Source organism: Domibacillus robiginosus, from assembly GCF_000966195.1.
GTDB lineage: Bacteria > Bacillota > Bacilli > Bacillales > Domibacillaceae > Domibacillus > Domibacillus robiginosus.
On the sequence record NZ_LAHL01000003.1, the window covers coordinates 274,607 to 300,368 of the forward strand.

Sequence of the window (25,762 nt, forward strand, 5' to 3'; positions counted from 1 at the left end):
GACCCCGCTTGTGTGGGGTCTCAGCATAAACGGATAAGAAACGATATACTTTCTTATTTTTTTTGAAAAATGGTACTATAAACTTGAAAAGGGAGGAATCGGTCATGGCTGTCACAATTAAAGATGTAGCAAAAAAAGCGCAGGTTGCACCGTCGACCGTCTCCCGTGTTATTGCAGACCATCCAAAAATTACACAAGAAACAAAAGAAAAAGTAAGGAAAGTCATGCAGGAGCTTGGCTATCATCCGAACCTGCTGGCGCGTAAGCTCGTTACGCAGTCCTCTCAAACAATTGGGATTATTCGCAAAACGTCCACGAAGCATTCACTGTCCGACCCGTTTTTTCCGGCGGCGCTTCAAGGGATGAGTGACCTGCTGCATCAAAAGGAATACAGCATTTTAATGACATGCGGAGAATCCGATGAAGATATCTACCGGGAAGTTGTAAACATGGTTCAGGGCAAAAGTGTCGACGGCATGATTATGCTTTATTCACAGGACCATGATCCTGTTCTGGAGCTGCTTTTAGAGCAAAACTTTCCGTTTGTCATGATCGGCAAACCGTCGGAGCATACTGACAGGGTGATGTATGTAGATAACGACAATGTCAAAGCTGCACGTGATATTACAGACTATCTGATTCGGGCCGGACATACGCATATCGCATATGTCGGAGGCGACCCGAGGTTTGAAGTGCATAAAGATCGTGAAGAAGGATATAAACAGGCATTAAAACTTGCGAATATTCAATCAAAATTTCTTTTCAGAAAAGAAATTTCAAAAGAAGATGCACAAGAAACCATTGATGAGATGCTGAAGCTGGATCCAAGACCAACGGCTATTGTCACAACAGATGAGCTGATGGCTATGAGCCTGCTGTCTGCTTTGTACGAGCGGCATTTGCGGGTGCCGGATGATATGGCTGTTACAACCTTTATGGATTCTATGCTTTCAGCGCTGTCAAGTCCTCCACTGACGACGGTAGACATTCATGCGTTTCAGCTCGGCTATGAAGCAGCAAAAACACTGGTAGACCTTTTGGAAAACCCAACCATGATGAAGCGGAACATTTTAGTGCCAACCTCGATTGTTGTGCGGGAATCATGCAAAAAAACGAAGAATGGAGCGATTCTATGAATATCACAGTATGGAATGAATTTCGACATGAACGTAACAAGCAGGCAGTCAAAGACATTTATCCGGAAGGCATTCATCAAGTAATCGCCGACTTTTTAAAGGAAGAAGGACGGACCGTTCAAACGGCCACATTGGATGAAGCGGAGCACGGGTTGACAGATGATGTATTAAATAATACGGATGTCCTGCTTTGGTGGGGACATGTAGCACATGAAGAAGTAAGTGATGAGATTGTGGAGAAAGTACGGCAGCGTGTGCTTGATGGCATGGGCCTTATCGTCCTTCATTCTGGTCATTTCTCAAAAATCTTTAAAAAGCTAATGGGTACGTCATGTGATTTAAAATGGCGTGAAGCAAAGGATAAAGAACGTCTTTGGGTTGTTGACCCAGCACATCCGATTGCGGAAGGCATTGGCGAATATTTTGAGCTTGAACAAGAAGAAATGTACGGCGAACATTTCGATATTCCGGCTCCAGATGAGCTCATTTTCATGAGCTGGTTTACGGGCGGAGAAGTATTCCGAAGCGGTGTCACGTACAAACGGGGCAACGGGCGGATTTTTTACTTCCGTCCTGGACATGAAACACATCCTACATACTTTAACGAAAACGTTCAGCGAGTGATTCAAAATGCAGTAAAATGGGCAGCTCCTGTTAAGCGGGAACGACCTGTATACGGTAATGCACAACCAATTGAAGAGTTAAGGGGAGAATAAAGAGATGGGGAAAATTAAAGTAGGAGTCATTGGCTGCGGGAGCATTGCTCAGCACCGCCACATTCCAGAGTATGCTGCAAATGAGAACGTCCAAATTGTGGCATTTTGCGATATAAAGGAAGAGCGTGTGCAAAAATACGCTGAGCATTTTAATGCCAAAGCGTATACAAGCTATGAAGAATTATTGAAAGACAAAGACGTAGAGGCAATCAGCGTCTGTACGCCGAATGTGCTGCATGCGCCCATTACAATTGCGGCGCTCCAAGCAGGCAAGCACGTGCTTTGCGAAAAGCCAATGGCTACATCAAAACAAGAAGCGGATGCCATGATTCAGGCTTCAGAAGCAAGCGGCAAAAAGCTGATGATTGCCCACAACCAGCGTTTTGTCGCTTCCCACCAAAAAGCCCGCTCTATTATTGAAAGCGGCTCTTTAGGTAAAATTTATAGCTTCCGGACAGCATTTGGCCATGGCGGGCCAGAAGGCTGGAGCGTAGATGGAACGAACAGCTGGTTTTTCAAAAAGGAATTGGCGTTTATCGGTGCCATGGGTGACCTTGGCGTTCATAAAACCGACTTGCTGCGCTATTTGATTGGTGAAGAGTTTGTAGAAGCGGCGGCGTTTGTTGAAGGGTCAGCAAAAGAAAATTCAACAGTGGATGATAATGCAGTATGTATCTTAAAATCGGAAAGCGGCATGATCGGTACACTGGCTGCAAGCTGGGCGTACAATGGCGGTGAAGATAATTCAACTGTTTTTTACGCGGAAAATGGAATCATGCGTTTAGAGGACGATCCGGACTACTCACTTATTATTCAATACAAAAATGGCAATAGCGAACGTCACAGCCTCGGTGCCATTCAGTCAAATGAAGAAGGCAAGCAAACCAATTCCCAGGTTGTAGAGCAATTTATTAATAGCATTTTAAACGACACAACACCGCCTGTTTGCGGAAACGAAGGCAAAAAGTCCCTGCAGGTGATCCTGGCTGCATTAGAATCAAGTGAAACAAAAAGAACTGTCCGTATTTAATCAAAGAGGTGACAAACATGACGAAACTGAGAGTCGGCGTTTTAGGCACAGGCGGCATTGCAACAGAACGGCATATCCCGGCTTTTAAACATGTAAAAGAAGCAGAGATCACGGCCGTAATGGATGTGAACGAGGAGCGGGCGAGAGAAACAGCCGAAAAATTTGGCATTGAGCATGTCTGCAAGAGCTTGGAAGAGATGCTTGAAAAAATTGATGCGCTCATTATTGCTACCCCAAATAAATTTCACGCTCCTGCCGCAGTCCAGGCGCTGAATGCCGGTGTTCATGTCATGTGTGAAAAACCGATGGCACTGAATACAAAAGAGTGTGAGGAAATGGTCGCCGCGGCTGAAAAGTCCAAAAAGGTACTGCTCATTGCGTATCACTGGCGGTTTTTAAAAGAATCCCGCGCAGCCAAGCGCTTGATTGACAGCGGTGAGATTGGCCGGCCGCTCGTGATTCGGATTAAATCCATGCGGCGCCGGAAAGTACCGGGCTGGGGCGTATTTACAAATCGTGAACTTCAGGGCGGCGGTGCGTTGATCGACTACGGCTGCCACCTGCTTGATCTGGCTATGTGGCTGACTGGCAGTTCAAAGCCGTTTGAAGTGAGCGGCGCCACCTTTAACCATTTAAGCATGCAAAAGGATATGGTCAATGAATGGGGAACGATTAACCCGGCCACCTTCGAAGTAGAAGACCATGCCACCGCTTTTATTAGACTCGAAAATGGAGCGATTGTCATGTTTGAAACATCGTGGGCAGCCAATATTCCAAAAGACGAAGAAACGATCAGTATTTCTGGCACAAAGGGCGGTATGGACGTGTTTCCGCTTCGCTTGAATAAAGCGGAGCATGGTGTGCTGATCAATTCGGATGTTGCCTGGATTCCCGAGGAAAAACCTTTTGCGATTTTACAGGCAGAGCATTTTGTTTCCTGCTGCTTTGGAGAAAGCTCACCGATGTCAAGTCCGGAAGAATCGATGTACGTATCAAGCATTATTGAATCTGTTTATGAAAGCGCCAAGATTGGACGCAGCGTCAAAATCAGATAAAAGGAGCGATTCCATTGAAACTAGGTGTATTTACTGTTCTTTTTTCCAGCAAGTCTTTTGAAGACATGCTGGATCACGTGAAAGCAGCCGGCTTAGACGCGGTTGAAATTGGTACAGGCTGTTATCCGGGCAATGCCCACTGTCCGCTTGATGAGCTGCTTGAAGACGAGAAAAAACGGGCTGATTATCTGGAAGCTGTGACGTCACGCGGTTTGACCATCAGTGCCTTTAGCTGCCATGGCAATCCGCTTACACCAGACAAGGCGTTTGCGGAAGAATCCGATTCTGTACTCCGTAAAACGATTAAGCTCGCTTCTCTTTTAAACGTGCCGGTTGTCAACTGTTTTTCCGGCACGCCGGGAGACTCCGAGGAAGCCAAGCAGCCGAACTGGCCGGTTGTGCCATGGCCGGCAGAATACCATGACATATTAAAGTGGCAATGGGAGAAAAAATTAATTCCTTATTGGAAAGAAATCGGTGAAATTGCCCAAAGCCATAATGTGAAAATTGGACTTGAACTGCATGGCGGCTTTCTTGTTCATACTCCTTACACGATGCTGAAGCTTCGCGAGGAAACATGTGCGGCCATTGGGGCCAACCTTGATCCAAGCCATATGTGGTGGCAGGGCATTGACCCGGTGGCAGCAATTAAAATTCTTGGTAAAGCCGGCGCCATTCATCATTTTCATGCAAAGGACACATACATTGACCAAGACAACGTCAACATGTACGGCTTAACCGATATGCAGCCATATGGCAATGTGCAGTCACGCGCCTGGACGTTCCGAAGCGTCGGCTGCGGACACAGTGTACAGGAATGGTCTGACATGATGAGCGCGCTTCGTATGTACAACTACGATTATGTTGTCAGCATCGAGCATGAGGATGCCATTATGTCGATTGATGAAGGCTTTAATCGCGCTGTGAAAAATTTAAACGATGTGCTGATCCGCGAATCCGCCGGCGAGATGTGGTGGGCATAACAAGACGAGCTGAAAGGGTGAAATCAAACAGATTTCATCCTTTCAGTGTGTAGACAAAGTCTTTCTCTTTCAAAAAAAGAGTCGATAAATGCTTCGCGTATCCTAAAGCAGTGCGGGAGCTTTTTCGGCTTGCACCTGCGGGATATCCTGACTCACTGTACTTCCCACAGGAGTCTTCGTCCGGCAGGCTTCAACCCAGTGGTGTTGAAGACCAATCAGCCAAGGATTGGATATATATTTCCTCTTTTTTTAAAAGAAAAAATACGACCTTATTCGCTCTGTACAATCTTGTCGCAAGCTACTTGGCGGCGTCCGATCAGCGCAGACTCCTATGGGCTCAGCGCCTGCCCTATGGAAAGCGGAGCTGCCCGGACGCCGCCGATCTATCCGATTCATGTGACAGTTATCAATCACTTCTCTACAGTCTGAAAGGATGAAATCAAACAGATTTTATCCTTTTTCGCATATGTGCAAGCGGGACATCTTTGTAAATGTTTTTTAATAGAGTTCTCTGTTTTTTTAACTTGTTTTTCCTATCTCATTCGGTATGATTTTTTGTATCGGAAAGGGGAGGGGAAAAATGAAACAGCACCGAATCGTTTTAGCTGGCTGTGGCAGTATGGCGAATGCGTGGCTCGATGAGATCGAGAAACGAAAAGATGCGGAAATTATCGCTTTGGTAGATGTGCGCAGGGAAGCCGTACTCGAGATGGCAAAGCGGCGGACATTATCCATTCCTTGCTTTGAAAGCCTGGAAGAAGCGCTGGCTGCAACGAATGCAAATCTTGTTGTAGATGTGACTATTCCAGCTGCGCATAAGCAGGTGGTTACCACTGCCTTGCAGTCTGGATGCAGTGTACTAGGTGAAAAACCAATAGCTCAAACGCTGGAGGATGCAGAAGAAGTGGTACAGCTTTCGCAGCGTACCGGCCACTGGTATGCGGTCATGCAGAATCGGCGATACACAAAGCTAATTCGTACGCTTCGCCAGCTGCTGGCTGACGGAAAAATTGGTACGATCAGTTCCATTCACGCAGATTTTTTTCTGGCACCGCACTTTGGTGGATTTCGCGAGCAAATGGACAGTCCGCTCATTGTAGATATGGCTATTCATACCTTTGATCAGGCGCGCTTTTTAACTGGGGCAAATGCCGTATCGGTTTTTTGCCATGAATACAACCCGCCTGGCTCCTGGTATGAAGGGAATGCAGCGGCCCTCTGTTTTTTTGAAATGAGTGATGGATCGGTTTTTTCGTATCGCGGCTCCTGGTGTGCCGATGGAAAGCCAACCTCCTGGGATGGAGAGTGGCGAATCACCGGCACACAAGGCAGTGCCGAATGGGACGGAGAATCAGCACCGCGTCTGTACATAAAGAAAGAGCCGTCTGAAGAGGCTTTTATTTATCCGTATCAAACTGAAATCGCCGTCAACTCCTGGACAGGACGGGAAGGACATGCTGGCTGTCTGGATGAAATGTTTGCTGCGCTTGAGGAAAACCGCCCGGCAGAAACGGACTGCCATGATAACATGGAAAGTATGAAAATGGTGTTTGGGGCGCTTGAAAGTGCGGCCAGCGGGAAAAAAATTATTTTGTAAAATGAACACGGGCCGCGCAGAGGTTAGGAATTTGTGGTCCGTATTGCAAGGGAAAATTAATGGAGGCAATTCATTTTTGACGGATGGCTTCCAGCCGTTGAAAGAAGGAGGATAGGATGCAAAATATCGAAATGATTTACGAGAGAGCAATCGTGACAGAACAGCCTGAAGCCGATAAGAGCCGCCTGCATTACTACGATAAAGGGCGAAATCGCTATATTTCTATTCCGAAAGAAGATGTATCGGGAAGAGAAGAGCAGCTTCTTTCACACTTTTTTGTCCCGATCAGCCAGGATGGGGAAGCAAGCCAGTCCTCTTCTTTAGAACAGGCATGGTGGGCATTTTTAATTAAAGACGGAGAGTGTCCGGCCGCAGGAGCACAGCGGATCCGCTTTTTATATATGAAATTGACAGAGCATGACCGTGACGGTTTTTTAAAAGCTGTTGACACGTTTTTTGATCATGCTCTTTTAGTCGTCTGGACAGGAGATCGGGAATGTATCCTTATAGAAGAGGCTTCGGATTATCCTATTCAAAAAGAAGATGGACAAACATTTTTAGATGTACTCGCCGGTGATTTTTACATAGCGGGCCGGCTGTTTATTGGACGGTTTGGACAAGCGGCGGACTCATTAAGAGATACATATAAGCGGGAGACGGAAGCGGCACGTAAAGCCGCCCTGTTCATACCGGAACAGCGGGTAACAACGATTGAAATGGTTGTTCCCCATCTGTTTTTGGCGGGCAGCCGCGCAGAGCTGTCGAGTTTGTTTGCGGAGGAACAGGAATGGTTTGAAGCGGATGAGGATTTACGGAATACCCTTCAATTGCTTATACAAAACCATCTGAATGTAAGCCAGACGGCCAAGCAGCTTCACCTGCACCGCAACAGCCTGCAGTACCGAATTGATAAATTTGTTGACCGAACAGGGATTGATGTTCGTTCCTATGAAGGTGCTATGCTTGTTTACATGATTTGCTTGATGAGCGCGCAAAAGTAAGGAGGACAAGGTGCACAATGAAGAACTGCCCATCTTTGTGCATCATGTCCATTTTTATTTTTATTGTAAGCGAATACAATGTAATTAAGAAAACGGTTACAGGAGGAAATGGAAAATGGCTGAACTTCAATTAAACAACATTTATAAAGTATATGATGGAAATGTAACGGCGGTAGAAGATTTTAATCTTCATATTCAAGACAAAGAGTTTATCGTATTCGTTGGCCCGTCTGGCTGCGGAAAATCGACAACACTACGGATGATTGCCGGACTTGAAGAAATTTCTAAAGGTGATTTCTTTATTGATGACCGCCGCGTAAATGATGTGGCCCCGAAAGATCGCGATATTGCGATGGTTTTCCAGAACTATGCCCTTTACCCGCATATGACCGTTTATGATAATATGGCATTTGGCTTGAAGCTTCGTAAAATGCCAAAAGAAGAAATCAAGCAGCGTGTTGAAAATGCCGCCCAAATTCTTGGCTTGACTGAATACTTGAAGCGGAAGCCAAAAGCCCTTTCAGGTGGTCAGCGCCAGCGTGTTGCTCTGGGCCGTGCGATTGTCCGTGATGCAAAAGTATTCTTAATGGATGAGCCGCTTTCCAACCTTGATGCAAAGCTTCGGGTACAAATGCGTTCAGAAATTATTAAACTGCACCAGCGTTTGCAAACAACGACGATTTACGTAACGCACGATCAAACAGAAGCGTTAACAATGGCGACACGGATCGTCGTTATGAAGGCCGGTAAAATCATGCAGATCGGTTCGCCGAAGGAAGTATATGAAAATCCAGAGAATGCATTCGTGGCAGGCTTTATTGGATCACCACCAATGAACTTCTTTAATGCAGAGCTTGGTAATGGCTTTGTTAAAATTGGAGCGCAGTCGCTTGATGTGCCCGAAGGAAAAATGCGTTACCTGCGTGACCAGGGCTATGTAGGAAAGCAAATTATCCTCGGCGTTCGTCCGGAAGATATTCATGATGAATTGATTTTCCTAGAAGCTTCCCAGCAATCTGCGTTCGATGCAACAGTATCCGTATCGGAGCTTCTCGGTGCAGAAATTATGGTGTATTCGGATATTGAAGGACAGAACTTTGTGGCACGTCTTGACTCACGCCTTGATATTGCAGCAGGTGAAAAGCTGCAGCTTGCTTTTGATATGAACAAAGCCCACTTCTTTGACGCTGCGTCAGAAGTACGGATTCGCCCATAACAATTTTGCAGCAGGGAGCGGAAGATGCTTCCTGCTTTTTTACTTTGAAGGATTATGATACATATGAAAAAGCAGCTTATTTTATTTGTTAGCCCGCTTTTATCACATTACCAGCTGCATAGTTCTTGTTTTACCTGATCAATTCGGTAGAACAAAAGGATGAAAAATAAGAAAAAATATTTAAAAAAGCGGTTTCATTTTGAGAAGAGCGGGTATTGTATCACTACAGAGGCAGCCAAATGGAAGCTCCAAAGGCATTGAAAGCATCCAGATCGGGTGATCGGATGAAAAAATGATTGGAATAGCCTTTGTTCCATCAAGAGTGAATAAGCAAATTTGTATTCACGCTGGTGCACTCTGTACAGGATGAATGATTTGCTTAAAGCGGCGAAGCTTTGAAAACCGCCGGCCGAATCCATTTAGCGGTTCCTGCGAATAGGCAGAGTAGACTGCTGAATATAAGCAGATCTTCTCCAGCAAATTTCCACTTCAGAACGGGAATGGAAGAAGCCTATGCCGGGAGTCTGGCGCAGGCTTTTTTCATATTAAACAAATGTGTCGGCTGAACGCCGGCACGTTTTTTTGTTTGTTGGTGAAAGAAAACAGGGTATAAACAAAAAGAATCAAACAATAAAGGAGCGGTGAAAATAATGAAAACAGCTGTTATCACAGGTGGTGCTTCTGGTATTGGCAAAGCCGCAGCCCTTCGTCTTGCAGCGGATGGAGCAGCAATCAGCCTCGTTGATGTGAACGCCGAACGACTAAGCATTACAGCTGAAGAGATTCGTCTTGCTGGTGGAGAAGTGATGGTGTTTCATGAAGATATCACAAATGAACAGGGAATGGCCCAGGTCATGAAAAAAACAGCCGAAGAGTCAGGCGGTATTGACTGTGTATTTGCCAATGGCGGTATTTTAGGCACGGTTTCCCCCATCGAATACTTCTCCAAGGAGGATTGGATGAACACGATTGAAAACAATGTGGCGGGTACCTTCGTAACGGTAAAATCAGCTGTTCCTTATATGAAGGAAAAAGGAGGAAGCATTGTGCTAACCAGCTCCGTCAGCGGCAGCCGCCAGTTTGCACAGGAGGGATTCAGTGCGTACAGTACCTCGAAAGCGGCCATTGCTGCATTTTCTAAAATGGCGGCGCTGGAGCTTGCTCAGTACGGGATTCGAGTCAACACAATCTGTCCTGGCTCAATTGACACCAATATATTTGAATCAATGGAAGCGTCTGAGCGAACGAATGAAATACAGTTTCCACTCGACATTCCGAAAAATGCGATTCCCCTTACAAAAAAACCAGGCCAGCCAGAGCAGGTTGCCGGGTTGTTTGCTTTTTTAGTATCGGATGACGCTGCACATATTACTGGAACAGAAGTGTACGTGGATGGAGCAGAAGCATTAGTAAAAGGGTGAGTGTAAGCCCCTCAGCTGCTTAAACAGCTGAGGGGTTTTTTATATTTCAAAAGAAATCAAACAAAAAACAAAAAACATATTCAAAAATAAACAAATATATAGTACAATAAAACAAACATAAATAAAGATAAAAGGTGGAGGGAAACAAGATGGTTAAAAACTTGTGGGATTCAAACGAAGCGGCATCAAAATCAGGCGTTGAAGAGCTGGTTTACCGTTCTAATTTAATTGGCTCCGACCGGGCAGTATGTAACTGGGGCGGCGGCAATACATCAATGAAAACAGTAGAAAAAGATTTTCGCGGCCGCGATGTAGAAGTTATGTGGGTAAAAGGAAGCGGCTCCGATTTAGCGACGATGAAAGCAGGTAACTTCACCGGCCTGAACCTGGAGGATATCCGCCCCCTTATTGAACGTGATGAAATGCCGGATGCGGAAATGGTTGAATACTTAACGCACTGCATGATTAACAGCGCACACCCACGTATGTCGATTGAAACATTGCTGCATGCTTTTCTTCCATTTAAGCATGTGGATCATACACATCCAGATGCAATTATCAGCCTTTGCTGCGCGGACAATGGAAGAGAAATTGCTCAAGAAATTTACGGAGACCGTTACGTATGGGTTCCTTACGTACGACCGGGCTTTACATTATCAAAAATGATTGCGGAAGGCGTAAAAAACAATCCAAACGCTGAGTTGGTACTAATGGAAAAACACGGGCTCGTTACATGGGGAGACACATCGGAAGAAGCGTACAACCAAACAATCAATATCATCAATGAAGCAGAAAGCTATATCCAAAACAAACAAAAAGAAACAGAAGTATTTGGCGGCCAGGCGTATCAGTCACTGCCACAGGAAGAGCGTGAGCAAGTACTCGCAGCGGTTATGCCGATCATTCGTGGCGCTGTTAGTGACGAAAAGAAAATGATCCTTACGTATGACGATGCAGAAGACGTACTCGAATTTGTAAACAGCCATGATGCCGGCACTCTTTCACAGATAGGTGCAGCCTGCCCGGATCACCTCGTTCATACAAAAATGAAACCTTTGTATATCGACTGGGATCCGCAAAATGGTTCAACGGAGGACTTGATTGATCGTGTAAAAGCAGGAGTTGAGCAATTTAAAGCCGAATATAAGGAGTACTTCGAACGCAACAAAAACGAAGGTGATGTGATGTTTGAAGCGGCGCCGCGAGTAACACTTATTCCAGGTGTTGGCATGATAAACTCAGGTAAAAACATTACGATGGCTAATGTAAGTGGAGCTCTTTACCACCGGGCCATCTCTGTAATGAAAGGGTCAACAGCGCTTGGCCAGTTTGTTTCTCTCAGTGAAAACGAGTCTTATAATGTAGAATACTGGCCGCTTGAATTATACAAATTGTCATTGGCACCGGCTGAAGCAGAATTTTCTCGCAAAGTTGCTTTTATTACAGGCGGAGCCGGCGGAATCGGAAGCGCAACAGCGCGCCGTTTAGTATCTGAAGGTGCTCACGTTGTGCTGGCTGACTTAAACCTTGAAGGCGCAGAAAAAGTTGCGGCCGATATCAATGAACAATACGGGGAACAGCGTGCCATTGCAGTCCAAATGGATGTGACGAGCGAAGAGCAGGTGCAGGCGGCATTTGCCAGAGCGGCAGTGACATTTGGCGGGGTGGATTCAATTGTAAATAACGCCGGACTTGCCACATCAAGTCCGTTTGATGAAACATCCTTAAAAGAATGGAATTTAAACATGAATGTGCTTGGCACAGGCTACTTCCTTGTTGCCCGTGAGGCGTTTAAGCAAATGAAGCAGCAGGGCATTGGCGGCAACATGGTATTCGTCGGCTCGAAAAACTCGGTGTATGCCGGTAAAAATGCATCGGCCTACAGCTCCGTTAAAGCATTAGAAACGCATTTAGCCCGCTGCATTGCTGCAGAAGGCGGTGAGTTTGGCATCCGTGTAAACTCCGTGCTTCCGGATGCGGTACTGCAGGGCTCAGCGATTTGGGGATCCAACTGGCGCAACGAGCGTGCGGCAGCGTATGGCATTGAACCAGATCAGCTCGAGGACCATTACAAAAAGCGGACAACGCTTTTAGTGAATATTTATCCGTCTGATATTGCTGAATCCATTGCGTTTTTCGCATCATCCAAAGCGGACAAAACAACAGGCTGCATGATCACTGTGGACGGTGGTGTACCAGCGGCATTTACACGATAAGGGCGATCTGTAAGCATGGAACGGTTTTGGGCTGCCGGCCAGAGCCGTTCCTCTGTTTATAAGAGGTAAGGGAGTGAACAGAAATGGCGCATATTGCGGTAGACATCGGTGCATCAAGTGGCCGCCTTGTCGTCGGTGAAATCAAAAGCGGAAAGCTGGTCATAGAAGAAATTCACCGGTTTGCCAACGGTTTTGTAGAAAAGAATGGAACATGTTACTGGGATATCAACCACTTGCTACATGAAATTGTAAAAGGACTCGCTGAAGCGAAAAAGCAGGGCTATCAATCGGTTACCGTTGGTGTTGATACGTGGGCGGTTGATTACGTTCTCGTTGATGAAAACGGTAACCGCTTGCAAGAAGTAGTGGCATACCGGGACAGCCGAACAGACGGAACGATAGAGAAAGTAAGCCAGCATATTGATAAAAAAGAGATTTACCAAAAAACCGGGGTCCAATTTTTATCGTTTAATACGCTGTATCAATTGTATGAAGAGGACAAGGAGCTGCTGCAAAAAGCAAAGCACATTTTGCTCGTACCGGATTATCTCGGCTATTGCCTGACGGGGCGTGCCGTTACAGAAGTAACCAATGCCTCCACGATGCAGATGCTGAATGTGAAAACACGTGATTTTGACCAGGACCTGCTAAATCTTTTATCTCTTAAAAGAAGTCAGTTTCCGCCGTTTGCAGAGCCGGGCGAGGAGCTTGGCCCTCTTTTGGCGGAGCGTTTTCCAGATGTGGATCTGCCGGAGTGCCGGGTCATGACCGTAGCCTCGCATGACACAGCGTCTGCAATAGCCGGTACACCGGGGCAGGGCGAAAACTGGGCGTACTTAAGCAGCGGTACATGGTCGCTGCTTGGCATTGAGTCAGCCGACCCAGTCGTTAGCGAGCTGTCTCTTGAGGATAATTACACGAATGAGTGGGGCGTTTTTGGCACCTACCGCTTTTTAAAAAATATTATGGGCATGTGGATTATGCAGGAAGTGCGCCGTCATCTGCCGGTTGATTTCACATTTGCGGAATTTGTAGATGAAGCAAGGAATGTGGAACACTTTCGCCAGTTTGTCGACTTAAATGATGACCGCTTCTTAAACCCGTCCAACATGGTTAAAGAAATCCAGGCGTACTGTCAGGAAACAAACCAGCCGGTTCCAGAAACAGCGGGTGAGCTGGCCGCCTGTGTATATGATAACCTTGCCATTATTTACGCGATGGCCATCAGGGGATTAGAAACGATGACCGGGCAGGCCATTGACCGCCTTCACATTGTCGGGGGAGGAGCAAACAATGCTCTTTTAAACCAGCTGACAGCCGATATGAGCGGCAAAACCGTTTATGCCGGACCGTTCGAAGCAACAGCAGTCGGTAATATAATGATGCAGATGATTGCATCGGGCGACATCGGCAGTCTTGAGGAAGGCAGAGAATTAATCCGGCATTCTTTTCCGCTTCAATCCTTTGTGCCAAAAGAACAGCAGGCAGCAAAACGAATCGAACAGTTTGATCAACATCGGAAGGGTGAAAAAGTATGAACGTAAACGAACAATACGAAGCAGCAAAGCAAGCCTATGCGAAATGGGGCATCGACGTAGATAACGCAATCGAAACATTAAAAAAAGTGCCCATCTCTATTCATTGCTGGCAGGGTGATGATATCGGCGGGTTTGAAGTAAATAAAAGCGAGCTGTCCGGCGGCATTGATGTAACCGGTAACTATCCGGGCAAAGCGACCACACCGGAAGAGCTGCGGGCGGATCTTGAAAAAGCGCTGTCGCTTATTCCCGGCAAACACCGCGTTAATTTGCATGCTTTGTATGCAGAAACAAACGGGGAAGCAGTTGATCGCGATCAATTGAAGCCGGAGCATTTTGACAACTGGGTAAAGTGGGCGAAAGAAAATGGACTTGGCCTTGATTTTAACCCGACGCTTTTCTCACATGAAAAAGCGGCAGATGGCCTGACACTGTCACATCCAGACAAAGAAATCCGTCAGTTTTGGATCGATCATTGCATTGCGTCCCGCAAAATCGGTGAGCATTTTGGGCGCGAGCTTGGCACCCCGTGTTTAACAAACGTCTGGATTCCGGATGGATACAAAGATATTCCGAGTGATCGTCTGACGCCGCGTAAAAGATTAAAAGAGTCGTTGGATCAAATTTTTGCAGAAGACATTGATGAACAGTACCATTTAGATGCGGTAGAAAGCAAAGTGTTCGGCATTGGCTCTGAATCGTATGTGGTAGGGTCTCATGAATTTTACCTCGGCTATGCACTGAAAAACAATAAATTGTGCTTGCTGGACACGGGCCACTACCATCCAACTGAAACGGTATCGAATAAAATTTCATCAATGCTGCTGTACTCGGATCGCCTGGCGCTGCATGTGTCACGCCCGGTGCGCTGGGACAGTGACCATGTCGTGATTTTAGATGATGAGCTTCGCGAAATCGCGCTTGAAATCGTCCGTAATGATGCACTCGATAAAGTGATTATCGGCCTCGACTTTTTTGATGCAAGCATTAACCGTGTAGCAGCGTGGACGATTGGTACACGCAATATGGTTAAAGCGCTTCTATACGCGCTTCTTGTACCGAATGAGCACTTAAAGCAGCTGCAGGAGGAAGGAAACTTTACGGACCGTCTTGCCCTGATGGAGGAGTTTAAAACCTACCCATTCGGCGCTGTGTGGGACTACTACTGCGAGCAGATGAACGTACCGGTAAGAGAAGCCTGGCTCGATGAAGTAAAACAATATGAAGAAGCAGTCCTATCGAAGCGTTAACCAAAAGAACAAGAGGGTTTATTCAGCCCTCTTGTTCTTTTGCATATTTGTTAGGTATATTGGCTTGTGAAAAACAGACAGAAGTGACCGAATCAGTTCTTCCAGTCAGTCTGTACCAGCCGTTTCTGAAGAAGCTTCGGCAAATATTCAGCAGACAGCTGCTTCCTCACAGCAGCTTGCCGGGTCCATCGAACAAGTAGAAGCAAATGCAGATGGGCTTCTTTAGTTGTCGGAGGAATGAGAGAAGACAGTCAAACACTTTACACTTTAAGCTCCACAGTCAGTATATTTTTGGTGCATATCTCCTTGCGAAACAGGGAATAAAACGATTGAACGGAAAAAAGGAAGGTGTGTAGAGAATATGTACGAACATTTAGTCTCTTTCAAGTTTAAAGAAGAAGTGACAAAGGAAAAGCAGCAGGAGCTTGCGCTGCAGCTGTTAAAGTTCCAGGGGGAGATCCCAGGTGTCATGAAAGTAACAGCTGGTGTGAACGCAACGGAGGAAGTGGAAAATATTCATGGATATACACTGGGGCTGCATGTGACGTTTAAAGACAAGGAATCACTGGATGGCTACCAGACACATCCACTGCATGAAGAATTCGTTTCTGCTATTGAAGGGTTAATAGACAACGTAATCGTCATCGATTATGAGGTTGCCTGGTAAAAGTACAATGAGAAAAGGTAAGAAAACCAGACTTTTTTTAAAAAGTCTGGTTTTTTGTTTTGAAAGGGTATTCAAAAATAAACAAAAATAAGTTATGATTAAACAAAAAGAAACGGAGTGTGGAAGATGATTCGCAAAGCAACTGTAATGACGGTGTACAAGGACCAATATGATGAGTATAGACGGCGCCATGATGAGATTTGGCCGGAGCTGGCGGAAGAGCTTCGAGCACATGGAGCACGAAATTACTCTATTTTTTTAGAAGAAGCAACGGGCAAGCTGTTTGCGTATGTGGAAATTGAAAGCGAAGAAAAGTGGGCACAAATGGCAGATACGGATGTCTGCCAGCGGTGGTGGGCGTTCATGGAACCAATTATGGAAACAAACCCGGACAACAGCCCGGTGGCGGTGGAGCTGAAAGACGTTTTTTATTTGGCATGATAAAATGAACAAAAACAAACAAAGGTCAGGTGCAAAAGGATGCTGGTAGCAGAAAGACATCAAAAAATTGTGGAGCTGGTAAATGAGCGGGCAAGCATACGCGTATCAGAGCTGAGTGATATTTTTTCTGTCACGGAAGAAACAATTCGCCGTGATCTTGAAAAGCTGGAGCGGGAAGGCAAGCTGCAAAGGAGCCACGGCGGTGCGGTCAGCCTTCAGGACGAAGAATCGGAAGTGCATTTTTCTGAGCGAGTGATTACTAATGTACAGGAGAAAAAAGCAATCGCCTATGAAGCGGCCAGGCGGGTGCAGGAAGGCGACCGGATCATTTTAGATGCGAGTACAACAGCATGGTATATGGCAAAGGCACTGCCAAATATGACATTGACGGTTATTACGAATTCGATGAAAGTGGTCATGGAGCTCAGTAAAAAAGAGCGGATTAATGTGATTTCCACCGGAGGAATTCTTCTGCCAAAATCTCTTTCGTTTGTAGGCCCGCTGGCAGAACGCTCTCTTGACTTGTACCATGTAAATAAAACCTTTTTGTCATGCAAAGGGGTTCATCTAGAAGCGGGGCTGAGTGACTCAAATGAGCAACAGGCGCTTTTAAAAAAGAAAATGATGGAGCAGTCGGATGAAGTGTTTTTAATGGCTGACTCGAGCAAATTTGGCAAGCGTGCTTTTTCATCGATCGGTCCGCCCACCGGCATCCATAAAGTGATCACGGACAGCGGTATCGATGACACGACGAAAAAAGGATTGGACGAGCGGCAAATCAGCGTTGCCCTGGTTGAATAAATGCAAAAGCCTGCTTTCGTAAAGAAAGCAGGCTTTTGCATACATTAAAGAGCTGTTTCATCCAGAGGTATATTGTTTTTTTCTTTTGCCATTTTGCGTTGTTTCAAGGCACCGGCCAGCAAAATACCCGCTACGACGACAATTTCAAAGCCGTATTTGATAAAGGGATTGGCAAAATATCCATTCATAAACGGTTCGCCAACAATCATTTTCGATGCTGTCCAGCCAAGGATTGCCGCTCCGATCATAATGATCACCGGGTAACGCTCAATCATTCTTAAAATCAGCGTGCTGCCCCACATTACAACTGGAATCGACACAAGCAAGCCGATGACCACAAGCCACATGTTTCCGTGAGAAGCACCGGCAACAGCCAATACGTTATCCAGACCCATCAAAGCATCTGCAATAATGATCGTTTTAACTGCACCCCACAGGGAATCAGCTGCATTCACTTCATGCTCTTCTTCTTCGACAAGCAATTTATAGGCGATCCACACAAGCAGGATACCGCCAATCAAGTGCAAGCCCGGGATTTCAAGCAGATACACGACAAGCAATGTAGCAATTGCACGAATCACAATAGCCCCGATCGCTCCCCAGAGGATTACTTTCTTTTGCTGTTCTTTCGGCAGCTTGCGTGCAGCAAGGCCGATCAGGATGGCGTTATCGCCGGCAAGAACAAGGTCAATCATAATAATAGCAAATAATGCGGTAATAAATTCTGTTTCCATTTGCCCCATCTCCTTTTCTATTTTTAATCAAAACAAAAGAGACCTCTGCCATAGGTATATGGCAAAGGTCTCGCTAAACACTAAATCATTAGGTCAATAAAGCCGGAGGAACAAATTCCACGTAATGACGACTTTATTTCAGTTTCCTGACGCTACTCCCCTTTACGGATGAAGGCGATATTCAGTTGGCTGTGCTTGTTGCTTTATTGTAACAGCTGTCCATACAAAAGGAAAGATGCTTTATGATGAAATTTTTTTATGGCTGACCTTTTATTCTGGGAATAGTATGTGTGATCCCGCACTTTTTCATCGTTCCGTTCTTCTTAATAAAAAGGGATTAAGATGCTTGACTTTCTTTCATTCTCATTTGTATAATATGTTACATAAAGTAACTAAAAATAAAAAGGTAACAAAAAAGGAGAAAAAGCATGAATCATTTTCATGAAAAGCCGCATACATTTGTGGGAGAAGTGTGCATTCGTGTAACCGATTTGGATCGTTCGATCACATTTTACACACAGATTATCGGGTTAAAAGTATTGTCCAAGTCTGAGCGTCAGGCGGTGCTGACAGCAGACGGACAAACGGCACTTGTCACACTCGAGCAGCCAGAAGGTGTAAGATCGAAACAGGGCCGTACATCCGGCTTGTATCATTTTGCAATCCTGCTGCCGGAGCGAAAGGATTTGGCCCAATTTTTACGCCATCTCCTGCAAACTGGCTACCGTTTTGGCGCAGCCGATCATTATGTGAGCGAAGCACTTTATTTGGATGATCCCGATGGCAATGGGATTGAGGTGTACTGTGACCGTCCGGCCTCCGAATGGACCTGGAACGACGGACTGGTCGACATGGCGACTGTACAGCTTGATGGAGACAGTATTCTTGCGGAAAGTGACAAAGAATTCACCGGTCTGCCGGCCGAAACGATTATGGGGCATATTCATCTGCATGTTTCAAGCATTCCTGAGGCAGAACGTTTTTACACGGAGGGACTCGGATTTGAAATCGTCAGTCATTATCCGCAGGCAATCTTTACTTCAACAGGCCGTTACCATCATCATATTGCCCTAAACACATGGCAGGGCACGGGTGCTCCACGTCCAGACGAAAAAAGCGCAGGGCTTCACTGGTATACAATTGTGTTTCCAAGTGAAGAAGCAAGAGAAGCAGCAGCAGCACGTCTCCAGAAAATCGGTGCCAGAGTCGATGAGTACGTAACGGAAGATCCGGCAGGCAACCGGATTCGCCTTCTTGTTTAAACCAAACAGCCAGCCCGCTGCTTGAAAAATGCAGCGGGCTTTTTACTGTTGATAGTTATTAAAAAATATAATGTTATTATTTTTAATAACAATAGAGGTGAAAACATGATTGCATCTATTTTAAAAGTCGTGCTGCACCCGGTCCGCATGAAAATCATCCAATCGTTTATCGGTGGAAAAAAGCGGACGGTGCAGGAGCTGGCCCAGCGTATACAGGACGTGCCGACACCTTCTTTGTATCGCCATATCAATATGCTGCTCGAAGCGGGGCTCGTAGAAGTGGTGGAAGAGCACCCGATCCGGGGAACAGTGGAAAAAGTCTATGCTTTAAAGGAACAGGCACCGGATACTTTTTTAAAGATGACGAAAGAAGAACACATTGATTTGTTTACCGCATTTGCGGCGCAGCTGATTGCATCGTTTGAGCAGTACGTAAGTGGAGAAGGAGCCGACTTGCAGCGGGACGGCGTCGGCTATCGGATCGACGAGCTGCATGTGACCGACGAGGAATTTCATGAGCTGGTTCAAAAAATAGGCGGACTTATTGTGGAAGCGATGCAAAATGAACCAGCACCGGAGCGGAAAGTAAAACGGCTGGCGACGATTATAATACCGGAGGCGAAGCATCATGATTGAAAAAGAGGTAGTCATTGAAAACGAGCTGTATGGTACGTGGACACAACCTGAAAAAAACGGTTCGCAGACAGCGATTTTACTCGTTGCCGGCTCAGGGCCGGTTGACCGTAATGGCAATGGGCCAAAAGGAAAATTTCAAACAAATCTATATAAGGATTTGGCTCATTTTTTTACAGACATTGGCTTTATGACGTTTCGTTACGATAAGCGGGGAACAGGAAAAAGAAGCGGCTCATGGATGGACGCGGGCTTGTTTGATTTGATCCATGACGCCAGACAAGCAGCTGCTTTTTCAAAAGCACAGCCACATGTAAGCCGCCTGATCGTCTGCGGTCACAGCGAAGGCACGATTATCGCAACAGAGCTCGCAGCATCAGGCGATGTGGATGGCTGCATGCTTCTTTCTGGTGGTGTTGATAACTTAATGGAGGCGCTCCATCATCAGCGCCAGCAGGCATACCGGGAGTTGTTCGCACTGCCGAGCTGGAAGGGCTGGGTTAACCGAAAGCTGAAAATCGATGAAAAAAATGAGAAAAAAACAGAAAAAATGATGCAGAAGATGAAAACCTCCCGTGCAGATATCGTGCGTATTGGCGGCCTGAAGCAGCCAGCCAAATGGTTCCGCGAGCATGACGCGTATGACACACGGGCTGCACTGCGTCAGGTAGCGTGTCCGGTATTTGCGCTGCACGGTGACAAAGATCCGCTTGTTGAAAGCTCAGTTTTAACGGAGCTGGAAGAGCTGGTGCAGGGAAAAAGCGAATTTCACATTGTTCCTGATATGGAGCATGGACTGCGGGTGCAGACGGAGCCGAAAAGCTTGTTAAACATGAAAAAGTTAATGAAAATTACAGCCGGACGCCCTCTTCATAAGACGGGCTGCCAAAAAATGAGCGGGTGGCTCGCATCATTTGGACAGTAGCGGATTGCACAGCAGCTTGTCTATTCTTGAATGACATATGCATTGTGCAAAAGCTGATAGCAAAAAAACAACGTGCCGATTGCTTCGGCACGTTGTTTTTTTATGGATTGGTCGACCAGAGTCCGGCTGATTTGATGAATGTCCGGCTGTTTAGCTTCAGCTGTGCCACGACGAATTCAGCAATGTCTTCCGGCTGCATCACTTTTTCCGGATTGCCGTCCGTCAGCTCATTTTCAACGGCAAGATCCGTTGCGACGGTGCTTGGTGTCAGGGCGCTTACACGAATGTTGTGCTTGCGTACTTCAAGCGCCAGCGATTCGGTCAATCCGAGAACGCCAAATTTCGAAGCGCTGTACGCGCTTGTGACAGGCGCTCCTTTTTGGCCGGCCGTCGAAGAAATATTAATAATGTCACCTGACTTTTGTTCGATTAAATCGGGTAGAACGGCGCGCGTAACGTTGTACACACCCATCAGGTTTACATCAATGATTTTTTTCCATTCCTCTGGGTCAAGGTCCATAAAGCCGCCGAATTTCGCGATACCAGCGTTATTGATCAAAATATCAACACCGCCAAGCTCGGCTTTTACCTTTTCAACTGCTGCCGTAACCTCTTCCAGGCTGGAAACATCAGCCGCTGCATAAGCTGTTTTAATTTCTACTTTAGACGGCATCAGCACAGGGCGTCCGCACATGTCGCGCGTCTCCACCTCCGGGTTTAATCCGAGGTCCTCTGCCACTGCTTGTACATGCTCTTCTGTTCGGCCGATCAAGCCGATATGAACGCCCTCCGCTGCCAGCGCTTCTGCAATCGCGCGTCCAATGCCGCGTCCGCCGCCTGTAATAATAGCTCGTTTTCCTTGTAGTGATTGTGCCACAATATACTCCCCCTTCAATGTATCTCTTCGCTTTATCTTATCAGCCTGCCGCTGAGCCGACAACGGATTTGCTTTTCATTGCTTTTCTTCATATGGTTTAATAAGGAAAAAAGGGGGGGTTCCTTGTTTTTAAGAAAAGTAACGCTTTTGAGGGAGCATGTACATTCATTTGAACAGTATCCGTACTCGATTCCATCGATCCGCAGTATGACAGAGGTTGAAATAAAAAAGCCGATTACCTTTTTTGTCGGAGAAAATGGAGCTGGAAAGTCCACGCTGCTTGAAGCAATAGCGGACAAATGCGGCTTTCATACTGCGGGCGGCGGGCGAAACAATGTTTATCAGGTAGACCGTTCGAACGCCGACCTATCGGATGCAATTCGTCTTTCCTGGCTGCCAAAAGTGACCGACGGTTTTTTTCTGCGGGCGGAGTCGTTTTACCAGTTTGCTTCGCATGTGGAAGCAGTTGATAGTCTTCGTGCTTACGGTTACAAGTCCCTCCATGAACAATCGCATGGGGAATCTTTTATGTCTTTGTTTTTAAATCGGTTTCATGATCGAAACGCGATTTATCTGCTGGATGAGCCAGAAGCGGCCCTGTCTCCGCAGCGTCAGCTTTCGTTTTTACGCATCATGCACGATTTAACAATGGACGGAAGCGCGCAGTTTATTATCGCAACTCACTCACCGCTTTTGCTCGGATTTCCGGGTGCCGATATTCTCAACTTTGATGACCATATGAATAAAGTGGATTACGAGGACACCGATCATTATCAAATTACCGCTTACTTTTTACGGCACCGCGAAAAAATGATCGCCGATTTATTTGAAGACAAAAAATAGGAGTGAACAGGATGATATTAACAACAACGGCATCACTTGAAGGATACCGTATTGAATCGTACGAAGGCATCGTCAGCTCAGAAATCGTAATGGGTGCTAATATTGTACGTGACCTGATGGCGGGTGTACGGGATGTGATTGGCGGGCGCAGCGGCGCCTATGAAGAAAAGCTTGCAGAAGCACGCCATATGGCTACGGAAGGAATAAAGAAGCAGGCCGAATCGCTTGGGGCAGAAGCTATTGTCGGCATTCGCTATGATATTGAAACGATCGGACAGGGGATGCTTATTTGTGTGGCCACAGGGACGGCAGTTCGGGTTGTTTGCCAGTAAATGGGGGATTCCGATTCTTTTTCTTGTACACAACGTGGAAGAATCGTTTGGCATGATATCGTTTTTGGGCAGTCGATTTGGCATTCACTTTATTTCACAGCGCCAGTTTACGGCTGCCGTTGTTTTGTTGACCGTTTTCGTGTTTATACTTGTTTGGTTTTTCGGAAAACGGATGGCTTTCCTGCTGTTTGTACAGGGGGCGATTTTTTTTAATGCAGTGCAGCACGTGGTGCTTTTTGGAGTGTTTAAACAATACAATCCCGGTCTTGTATCCGCTTTTGCATTGATTGCGCTTTTTTTAGTTTCGCTTTCTCTTATCCGGCCTCTTCTGGAAAAAAGGACGGTGCGGCTGATCCTGCTTGGCAGCCTGCTTTCGTATCCTATTATTACATGGACAGCTCTGTGGGTTGGTCGCTTTCTATAGAAAAAGCGAAAAAGCCGCTCGCATGGATTGGCTTTTTGGTTTTTGGTCCCGATGCCCCTGCTGGCATGGGCTGGGAAAACTCAAAGCCCCATAGTTGCGGGAAGGACGCCCCTTCGATAAAGTAAAGGTAACAAAAACATGGGGGACAAACTATGCATCTAGTGGAATATGCGCTTATTTTTTTAGCGGCAGCGATTCCGTGGATTGAGATTGTGCTCGTCATTCCAGTCGGCATTGTCCGGGGCCTGTCTCCATTTTGGGTGATGCTGCTTGCATTTGTGGGCAACCTGCTGACAGTGCTTCTGCTGATTGCCGGCTTTTCCAAAATAGAAGGATGGCTGAAAAAGCAGGTTGAGCGGACGGGCTTTAAGCAAACGAAACAGCTCGACCGTGCCAGACGGATTATGGCAAAATACGGCCTGCCGGGGCTTGCGCTGCTGGGACCACTGTTTATTGGTGCGCATATCGCCGCGTTTATCGGTCTGTCATTTGGGGCGGGCAAGGGATGGACAACACTCTGGATGATTATTAGTCTCATTCTTTGGACGCTCATCATCGGTATTGCCACGATGCTTGGTTTTGACTTTTTTCTCCAACACACGAAAGGATGATTACGTATGCTAGATTTGCTGAAATCACATGCTTCTGTTCGAAAGTACACGGATGAACCGGTAACAGACGAACAGCTTCACGAATTAATCGAAGCGGCTCAAGGTGCCGCCTCCTCGCACTTTGTTCAGGCCTATTCCATTGTAGATGTCACAGACACAGAGAAACGTGAGCAGCTTGCCCAGCTGTCGAAAAACCCGGTTCAAATTAAGGGAGCGGCACGTGCGCTTGTGTTTTGCGCAGATTTAAAACGGCTTGACTATGCAGCCCAAAAGCATGGTGAAAAAATCGAAGCAGGAACCGCGGAAAACTTTATGGTCGCCGTGATTGACACGGCGCTTTTTGCTCAAAACTTCGTCGTAGCAGCTGAATCAAAGGGCTATGGTATCTGCTATATTGGCGGCGTCCGCAACAATCCGGAGCCGATCAGCGAGCTTTTGAGCTTGCCCGAGCATGTCATTCCGCTGTTCGGTTTAACCTTTGGCGTTCCGGCTGAACGAAATGAAGTAAAGCCGCGTCTGCCAGTTCAGGCAATTTTGCATACGAACGAATATGATGAAGCAAAATACGAGACGCTGCTGGATGAGTACGATGATGTTATTCGGGCGTACTACGCCAGCCGTTCTACAAACAACAAGTCAGCCGGTTGGACAGAGGGGATGGCTGATTATTTATCCGTGCCGCGTCGTGCTTACATGCTCGATTTTGTTCAGGGGAAAGGATTTTTAACGAAGTGATAAACAATCAGTTAGCAGAATGGATTGAGAGGATCCGGGTAAAATTTGTCCTTGATGGCTATACGTGTTTTGATACCATTACAGCGTATGAAAAAAATGACTGGAACAAAACAAGCTACCGGTTTATAACCGAGTGGCTTCCGCCGGGTCATACGACGCGGAAAGAAGATGAATCAAATCCGGCAGGCACGGCTGTAGTAGAACTGGATGCCAAAACGGGCCGGCTCAACAGCGCTGTTTTTGTTGACGGTCAGGCACCGGAGCACGGGCTGTCTTTTTTTAGCGGCAATAAAGAAGAAATTATCCGGTTTGTAGAGCAGGAAACGGGCTGGACATACGGGCACCAATTTATCGATGCAGCTTCAGCTAATCACGACTTTGAGTTTCAAACGGCTTACAAGGGCATTCCACTGTCACCCGAAGGATATATTCACGTATCCCTTGATGATCAAAAAAAGCTGACCTTCTTTTCTGTGTCTGGCCTTGTACCGGACAAAGTAGAAGAGTCGTCCTTTCGTCTAGATACAGCATCTGTTGAGCGGCTGGCTAAAGAACGGTTTTTATTTTTGGAATATCCCGTTACGAAAGAAGAAAAGTGGCTGCCGCTGTTTATGATCGATGATGTATTTGTCGATAACGAAACGGGACAGGTGATAGAGGACAAGCCGGACATTTTAACGTGGAAAACAGCGAAAAATCAAAAAGTAAAGCGAAAGCTTGTTCAGATGGCCCCGGCTGATATTGATCCAGAGAAAATGTTCCAATTTCCTCCACACCCGGATACAAAGCCGATTACAAAAAAAGCACAGGCGAAAATCCGTGAAGCTGGCACCGAATTTTTGCAGACGTATGCATCGAGAGAAAGCGGTGAATGGGCGATCGTCGATGTGCAAAGAGCCAATTACATGATCAAAGCAAGGTTGGTGAATACAAAAGACAATACGGTCATCCCAAGAATGTTTAACCTGTTTATTGATCCTGACTCCTATAAAGTGGTGAACTATGTTGATCAGGGAAGCTGGATCACTGATATGAAGCGCGACTTTCAAAGAGCAGAGCCGCCCGTTTTATCCAAAGAAGAAGCATTTGAAAAAATAAAGCCGTATATTATCATCACCCCGGTGTATGTTTACAATGGCGATACGTACCGGCTGCAGGGAAAGCTTGATGCTCCAGTGGCGGTTCATGCGGTGACAGGTGACATTATTCATCCATAAAAAGCAAAGCCTTCCATCAAAGGAGGCTTTGCTTTTTTTGTTTAAAAAACAGATCATCCTATTCTCCTGCCGAATGTAAAAAAAAACTAGAAGCTCATCTT

General features: G+C 46.3%; 26 protein-coding genes. 24 read left to right on the plus strand and 2 right to left on the minus strand.

Going from position 1 to position 25,762, the window contains the following annotated elements; all coding sequences use genetic code 11:
* The first annotated feature begins 104 nt into the window (after positions 1 to 104).
* The 15 genes from VP97_RS02070 to VP97_RS02140 all read left to right on the plus strand — a co-directional run bounded on the left by VP97_RS02070 (position 105) and on the right by VP97_RS02140 (position 17,068).
* A complete protein-coding gene (locus tag VP97_RS02070) occupies positions 105 to 1,136 on the plus strand; it encodes a LacI family DNA-binding transcriptional regulator (RefSeq protein WP_050180002.1) in 1,032 nt (343 codons plus the stop codon).
* Positions 1,133 to 1,852 carry a ThuA domain-containing protein gene (locus tag VP97_RS02075; RefSeq protein ID WP_050180003.1) on the plus strand — a complete coding sequence of 240 codons (720 nt, stop codon included), beginning with the start codon at positions 1,133 to 1,135 and terminating at the stop codon, positions 1,850 to 1,852. Before VP97_RS02070 ends, VP97_RS02075 begins: the two co-directional genes overlap by 4 nt.
* A gap of 4 nt (positions 1,853 to 1,856) precedes the next feature.
* Positions 1,857 to 2,882, plus strand: coding sequence for a Gfo/Idh/MocA family protein (locus VP97_RS02080; protein WP_050180004.1), 1,026 nt, complete (start codon positions 1,857 to 1,859; stop codon positions 2,880 to 2,882).
* Between the two features lie 17 nt (positions 2,883 to 2,899).
* The gene (locus VP97_RS02085) at positions 2,900 to 3,937 is read left to right on the plus strand and encodes a Gfo/Idh/MocA family protein (protein ID WP_050180005.1); all 1,038 of its coding nucleotides are present in this window, start codon (positions 2,900 to 2,902) and stop codon (positions 3,935 to 3,937) included.
* Between the two features lie 14 nt (positions 3,938 to 3,951).
* The gene (locus VP97_RS02090; protein ID WP_050180006.1) at positions 3,952 to 4,920 is read left to right on the plus strand and encodes a sugar phosphate isomerase/epimerase family protein; all 969 of its coding nucleotides are present in this window, start codon (positions 3,952 to 3,954) and stop codon (positions 4,918 to 4,920) included.
* Positions 4,921 to 5,500: 580 nt separating this feature from the next.
* The gene (locus tag VP97_RS02095; RefSeq protein ID WP_050180007.1) at positions 5,501 to 6,517 is read left to right on the plus strand and encodes a Gfo/Idh/MocA family protein; all 1,017 of its coding nucleotides are present in this window, start codon (positions 5,501 to 5,503) and stop codon (positions 6,515 to 6,517) included.
* Between the two features lie 116 nt (positions 6,518 to 6,633).
* The gene (locus tag VP97_RS02100) at positions 6,634 to 7,518 is read left to right on the plus strand and encodes a PucR family transcriptional regulator (protein WP_050180008.1); all 885 of its coding nucleotides are present in this window, start codon (positions 6,634 to 6,636) and stop codon (positions 7,516 to 7,518) included.
* A 115-nt stretch (positions 7,519 to 7,633) separates the two neighbouring features.
* On the plus strand, positions 7,634 to 8,734 hold the full coding sequence (locus VP97_RS02105) for an ABC transporter ATP-binding protein (protein WP_050180009.1): 1,101 nt from the start codon (positions 7,634 to 7,636) through the stop codon (positions 8,732 to 8,734).
* A gap of 650 nt (positions 8,735 to 9,384) precedes the next feature.
* The gene (locus VP97_RS02110) at positions 9,385 to 10,155 is read left to right on the plus strand and encodes an SDR family oxidoreductase (RefSeq protein ID WP_050180010.1); all 771 of its coding nucleotides are present in this window, start codon (positions 9,385 to 9,387) and stop codon (positions 10,153 to 10,155) included.
* Positions 10,156 to 10,304: 149 nt separating this feature from the next.
* Positions 10,305 to 12,371 carry a bifunctional rhamnulose-1-phosphate aldolase/short-chain dehydrogenase gene (locus VP97_RS02115; RefSeq protein ID WP_050180011.1) on the plus strand — a complete coding sequence of 689 codons (2,067 nt, stop codon included), beginning with the start codon at positions 10,305 to 10,307 and terminating at the stop codon, positions 12,369 to 12,371.
* Positions 12,372 to 12,454: 83 nt separating this feature from the next.
* A complete protein-coding gene (gene rhaB, locus VP97_RS02120; RefSeq protein ID WP_050180012.1) occupies positions 12,455 to 13,909 on the plus strand; it encodes a rhamnulokinase in 1,455 nt (484 codons plus the stop codon).
* Positions 13,906 to 15,159 carry an L-rhamnose isomerase gene (gene rhaA, locus VP97_RS02125; RefSeq protein ID WP_050180013.1) on the plus strand — a complete coding sequence of 418 codons (1,254 nt, stop codon included), beginning with the start codon at positions 13,906 to 13,908 and terminating at the stop codon, positions 15,157 to 15,159. Before rhaB ends, rhaA begins: the two co-directional genes overlap by 4 nt.
* Positions 15,160 to 15,520: 361 nt before the next feature.
* Positions 15,521 to 15,826 carry a Dabb family protein gene (locus tag VP97_RS02130; RefSeq protein ID WP_050180014.1) on the plus strand — a complete coding sequence of 102 codons (306 nt, stop codon included), beginning with the start codon at positions 15,521 to 15,523 and terminating at the stop codon, positions 15,824 to 15,826.
* Positions 15,827 to 15,952: 126 nt separating this feature from the next.
* On the plus strand, positions 15,953 to 16,267 hold the full coding sequence (rhaM, locus tag VP97_RS02135) for an L-rhamnose mutarotase (RefSeq protein ID WP_050180015.1): 315 nt from the start codon (positions 15,953 to 15,955) through the stop codon (positions 16,265 to 16,267).
* Between the two features lie 39 nt (positions 16,268 to 16,306).
* Positions 16,307 to 17,068, plus strand: a complete 762-nt coding sequence (locus VP97_RS02140; protein ID WP_050180016.1) for a DeoR/GlpR family DNA-binding transcription regulator — start codon at positions 16,307 to 16,309, stop codon at positions 17,066 to 17,068.
* A 44-nt stretch (positions 17,069 to 17,112) separates the two neighbouring features.
* Here the strand turns inward: VP97_RS02140 and VP97_RS02145 are convergent, their stop codons facing one another.
* On the minus strand, positions 17,113 to 17,811 hold the full coding sequence (locus tag VP97_RS02145; RefSeq protein WP_050180017.1) for a TerC family protein: 699 nt from the start codon (positions 17,809 to 17,811) through the stop codon (positions 17,113 to 17,115).
* Positions 17,812 to 18,230: 419 nt separating this feature from the next.
* Here VP97_RS02145 and VP97_RS02150 point away from each other — a divergent pair, with 419 nt between their 5' ends.
* From VP97_RS02150 to VP97_RS02160, 3 genes are all read left to right on the plus strand, one after another.
* The gene (locus VP97_RS02150; protein ID WP_050180018.1) at positions 18,231 to 19,064 is read left to right on the plus strand and encodes a VOC family protein; all 834 of its coding nucleotides are present in this window, start codon (positions 18,231 to 18,233) and stop codon (positions 19,062 to 19,064) included.
* 105 nt (positions 19,065 to 19,169) lie between these two features.
* A complete protein-coding gene (locus tag VP97_RS02155) occupies positions 19,170 to 19,700 on the plus strand; it encodes a helix-turn-helix domain-containing protein (RefSeq protein ID WP_050180019.1) in 531 nt (176 codons plus the stop codon).
* Positions 19,693 to 20,622 (plus strand): alpha/beta hydrolase, encoded by a 930-nt coding sequence (locus VP97_RS02160; RefSeq protein ID WP_050180020.1) that lies wholly within the window; start codon positions 19,693 to 19,695, stop codon positions 20,620 to 20,622. Before VP97_RS02155 ends, VP97_RS02160 begins: the two co-directional genes overlap by 8 nt.
* A 100-nt stretch (positions 20,623 to 20,722) precedes the next feature.
* Here the strand turns inward: VP97_RS02160 and VP97_RS02165 are convergent, their stop codons facing one another.
* Complete coding sequence (locus tag VP97_RS02165; RefSeq protein WP_050180021.1) at positions 20,723 to 21,499, minus strand: 3-ketoacyl-ACP reductase; 777 nt, start codon at positions 21,497 to 21,499, stop codon at positions 20,723 to 20,725.
* A 123-nt stretch (positions 21,500 to 21,622) separates the two neighbouring features.
* Between VP97_RS02165 and VP97_RS02170 the strand changes: the two genes are divergently transcribed.
* The 6 genes from VP97_RS02170 (at position 21,623) to VP97_RS02195 (ending at position 25,661) form a co-directional block, all read left to right on the plus strand.
* Positions 21,623 to 22,342 carry an AAA family ATPase gene (locus VP97_RS02170; RefSeq protein WP_050180022.1) on the plus strand — a complete coding sequence of 240 codons (720 nt, stop codon included), beginning with the start codon at positions 21,623 to 21,625 and terminating at the stop codon, positions 22,340 to 22,342.
* Positions 22,343 to 22,353: 11 nt separating this feature from the next.
* Positions 22,354 to 22,674, plus strand: coding sequence for a YbjQ family protein (locus tag VP97_RS02175; protein WP_050180023.1), 321 nt, complete (start codon positions 22,354 to 22,356; stop codon positions 22,672 to 22,674).
* The gene (locus VP97_RS02180; RefSeq protein WP_172656725.1) at positions 22,634 to 23,098 is read left to right on the plus strand and encodes an HXXEE domain-containing protein; all 465 of its coding nucleotides are present in this window, start codon (positions 22,634 to 22,636) and stop codon (positions 23,096 to 23,098) included. Before VP97_RS02175 ends, VP97_RS02180 begins: the two co-directional genes overlap by 41 nt.
* 152 nt (positions 23,099 to 23,250) lie before the next feature.
* Complete coding sequence (locus tag VP97_RS02185) at positions 23,251 to 23,709, plus strand: small multi-drug export protein (RefSeq protein WP_050180025.1); 459 nt, start codon at positions 23,251 to 23,253, stop codon at positions 23,707 to 23,709.
* A gap of 6 nt (positions 23,710 to 23,715) precedes the next feature.
* Positions 23,716 to 24,444: an oxygen-insensitive NADPH nitroreductase gene (nfsA, locus tag VP97_RS02190; protein WP_050180026.1), complete on the plus strand. Its 729-nt coding sequence runs from the start codon at positions 23,716 to 23,718 to the stop codon at positions 24,442 to 24,444.
* On the plus strand, positions 24,441 to 25,661 hold the full coding sequence (locus VP97_RS02195; RefSeq protein ID WP_050180027.1) for a hypothetical protein: 1,221 nt from the start codon (positions 24,441 to 24,443) through the stop codon (positions 25,659 to 25,661). Before nfsA ends, VP97_RS02195 begins: the two co-directional genes overlap by 4 nt.
* Positions 25,662 to 25,762 lie beyond the last annotated feature (101 nt).

Excerpts from the sequence above, each read along its gene's own strand:
- rhaB (WP_050180012.1), top strand. The coding sequence starts at position 12,455 with ATGGCGCATATTGCGGTAGACATCGGTGCATCAAGTGGCCGCCTTGTC.
- VP97_RS02140 (WP_050180016.1), top strand. The coding sequence starts at position 16,307 with ATGCTGGTAGCAGAAAGACATCAAAAAATTGTGGAGCTGGTAAATGAG.
- VP97_RS02110 (WP_050180010.1), top strand. The coding sequence starts at position 9,385 with ATGAAAACAGCTGTTATCACAGGTGGTGCTTCTGGTATTGGCAAAGCC.
- VP97_RS02105 (WP_050180009.1), top strand. The coding sequence starts at position 7,634 with ATGGCTGAACTTCAATTAAACAACATTTATAAAGTATATGATGGAAAT.
- VP97_RS02175 (WP_050180023.1), top strand. The coding sequence starts at position 22,354 with ATGATATTAACAACAACGGCATCACTTGAAGGATACCGTATTGAATCG.
- VP97_RS02155 (WP_050180019.1), top strand. The coding sequence starts at position 19,170 with ATGATTGCATCTATTTTAAAAGTCGTGCTGCACCCGGTCCGCATGAAA.
- rhaA (WP_050180013.1), top strand. The coding sequence starts at position 13,906 with ATGAACGTAAACGAACAATACGAAGCAGCAAAGCAAGCCTATGCGAAA.
- VP97_RS02100 (WP_050180008.1), top strand. The coding sequence starts at position 6,634 with ATGCAAAATATCGAAATGATTTACGAGAGAGCAATCGTGACAGAACAG.
- VP97_RS02160 (WP_050180020.1), top strand. The coding sequence starts at position 19,693 with ATGATTGAAAAAGAGGTAGTCATTGAAAACGAGCTGTATGGTACGTGG.
- nfsA (WP_050180026.1), top strand. The coding sequence starts at position 23,716 with ATGCTAGATTTGCTGAAATCACATGCTTCTGTTCGAAAGTACACGGAT.
- VP97_RS02150 (WP_050180018.1), top strand. The coding sequence starts at position 18,231 with ATGAATCATTTTCATGAAAAGCCGCATACATTTGTGGGAGAAGTGTGC.
- VP97_RS02130 (WP_050180014.1), top strand. The coding sequence starts at position 15,521 with ATGTACGAACATTTAGTCTCTTTCAAGTTTAAAGAAGAAGTGACAAAG.
- rhaM (WP_050180015.1), top strand. The coding sequence starts at position 15,953 with ATGATTCGCAAAGCAACTGTAATGACGGTGTACAAGGACCAATATGAT.
- VP97_RS02085 (WP_050180005.1), top strand. The coding sequence starts at position 2,900 with ATGACGAAACTGAGAGTCGGCGTTTTAGGCACAGGCGGCATTGCAACA.
- VP97_RS02185 (WP_050180025.1), top strand. The coding sequence starts at position 23,251 with ATGCATCTAGTGGAATATGCGCTTATTTTTTTAGCGGCAGCGATTCCG.
- VP97_RS02070 (WP_050180002.1), top strand. The coding sequence starts at position 105 with ATGGCTGTCACAATTAAAGATGTAGCAAAAAAAGCGCAGGTTGCACCG.
- VP97_RS02115 (WP_050180011.1), top strand. The coding sequence starts at position 10,305 with ATGGTTAAAAACTTGTGGGATTCAAACGAAGCGGCATCAAAATCAGGC.
- VP97_RS02095 (WP_050180007.1), top strand. The coding sequence starts at position 5,501 with ATGAAACAGCACCGAATCGTTTTAGCTGGCTGTGGCAGTATGGCGAAT.
- VP97_RS02075 (WP_050180003.1), top strand. The coding sequence starts at position 1,133 with ATGAATATCACAGTATGGAATGAATTTCGACATGAACGTAACAAGCAG.
- VP97_RS02080 (WP_050180004.1), top strand. The coding sequence starts at position 1,857 with ATGGGGAAAATTAAAGTAGGAGTCATTGGCTGCGGGAGCATTGCTCAG.
- VP97_RS02145 (WP_050180017.1), bottom strand. The coding sequence starts at position 17,811 with ATGGGGCAAATGGAAACAGAATTTATTACCGCATTATTTGCTATTATT.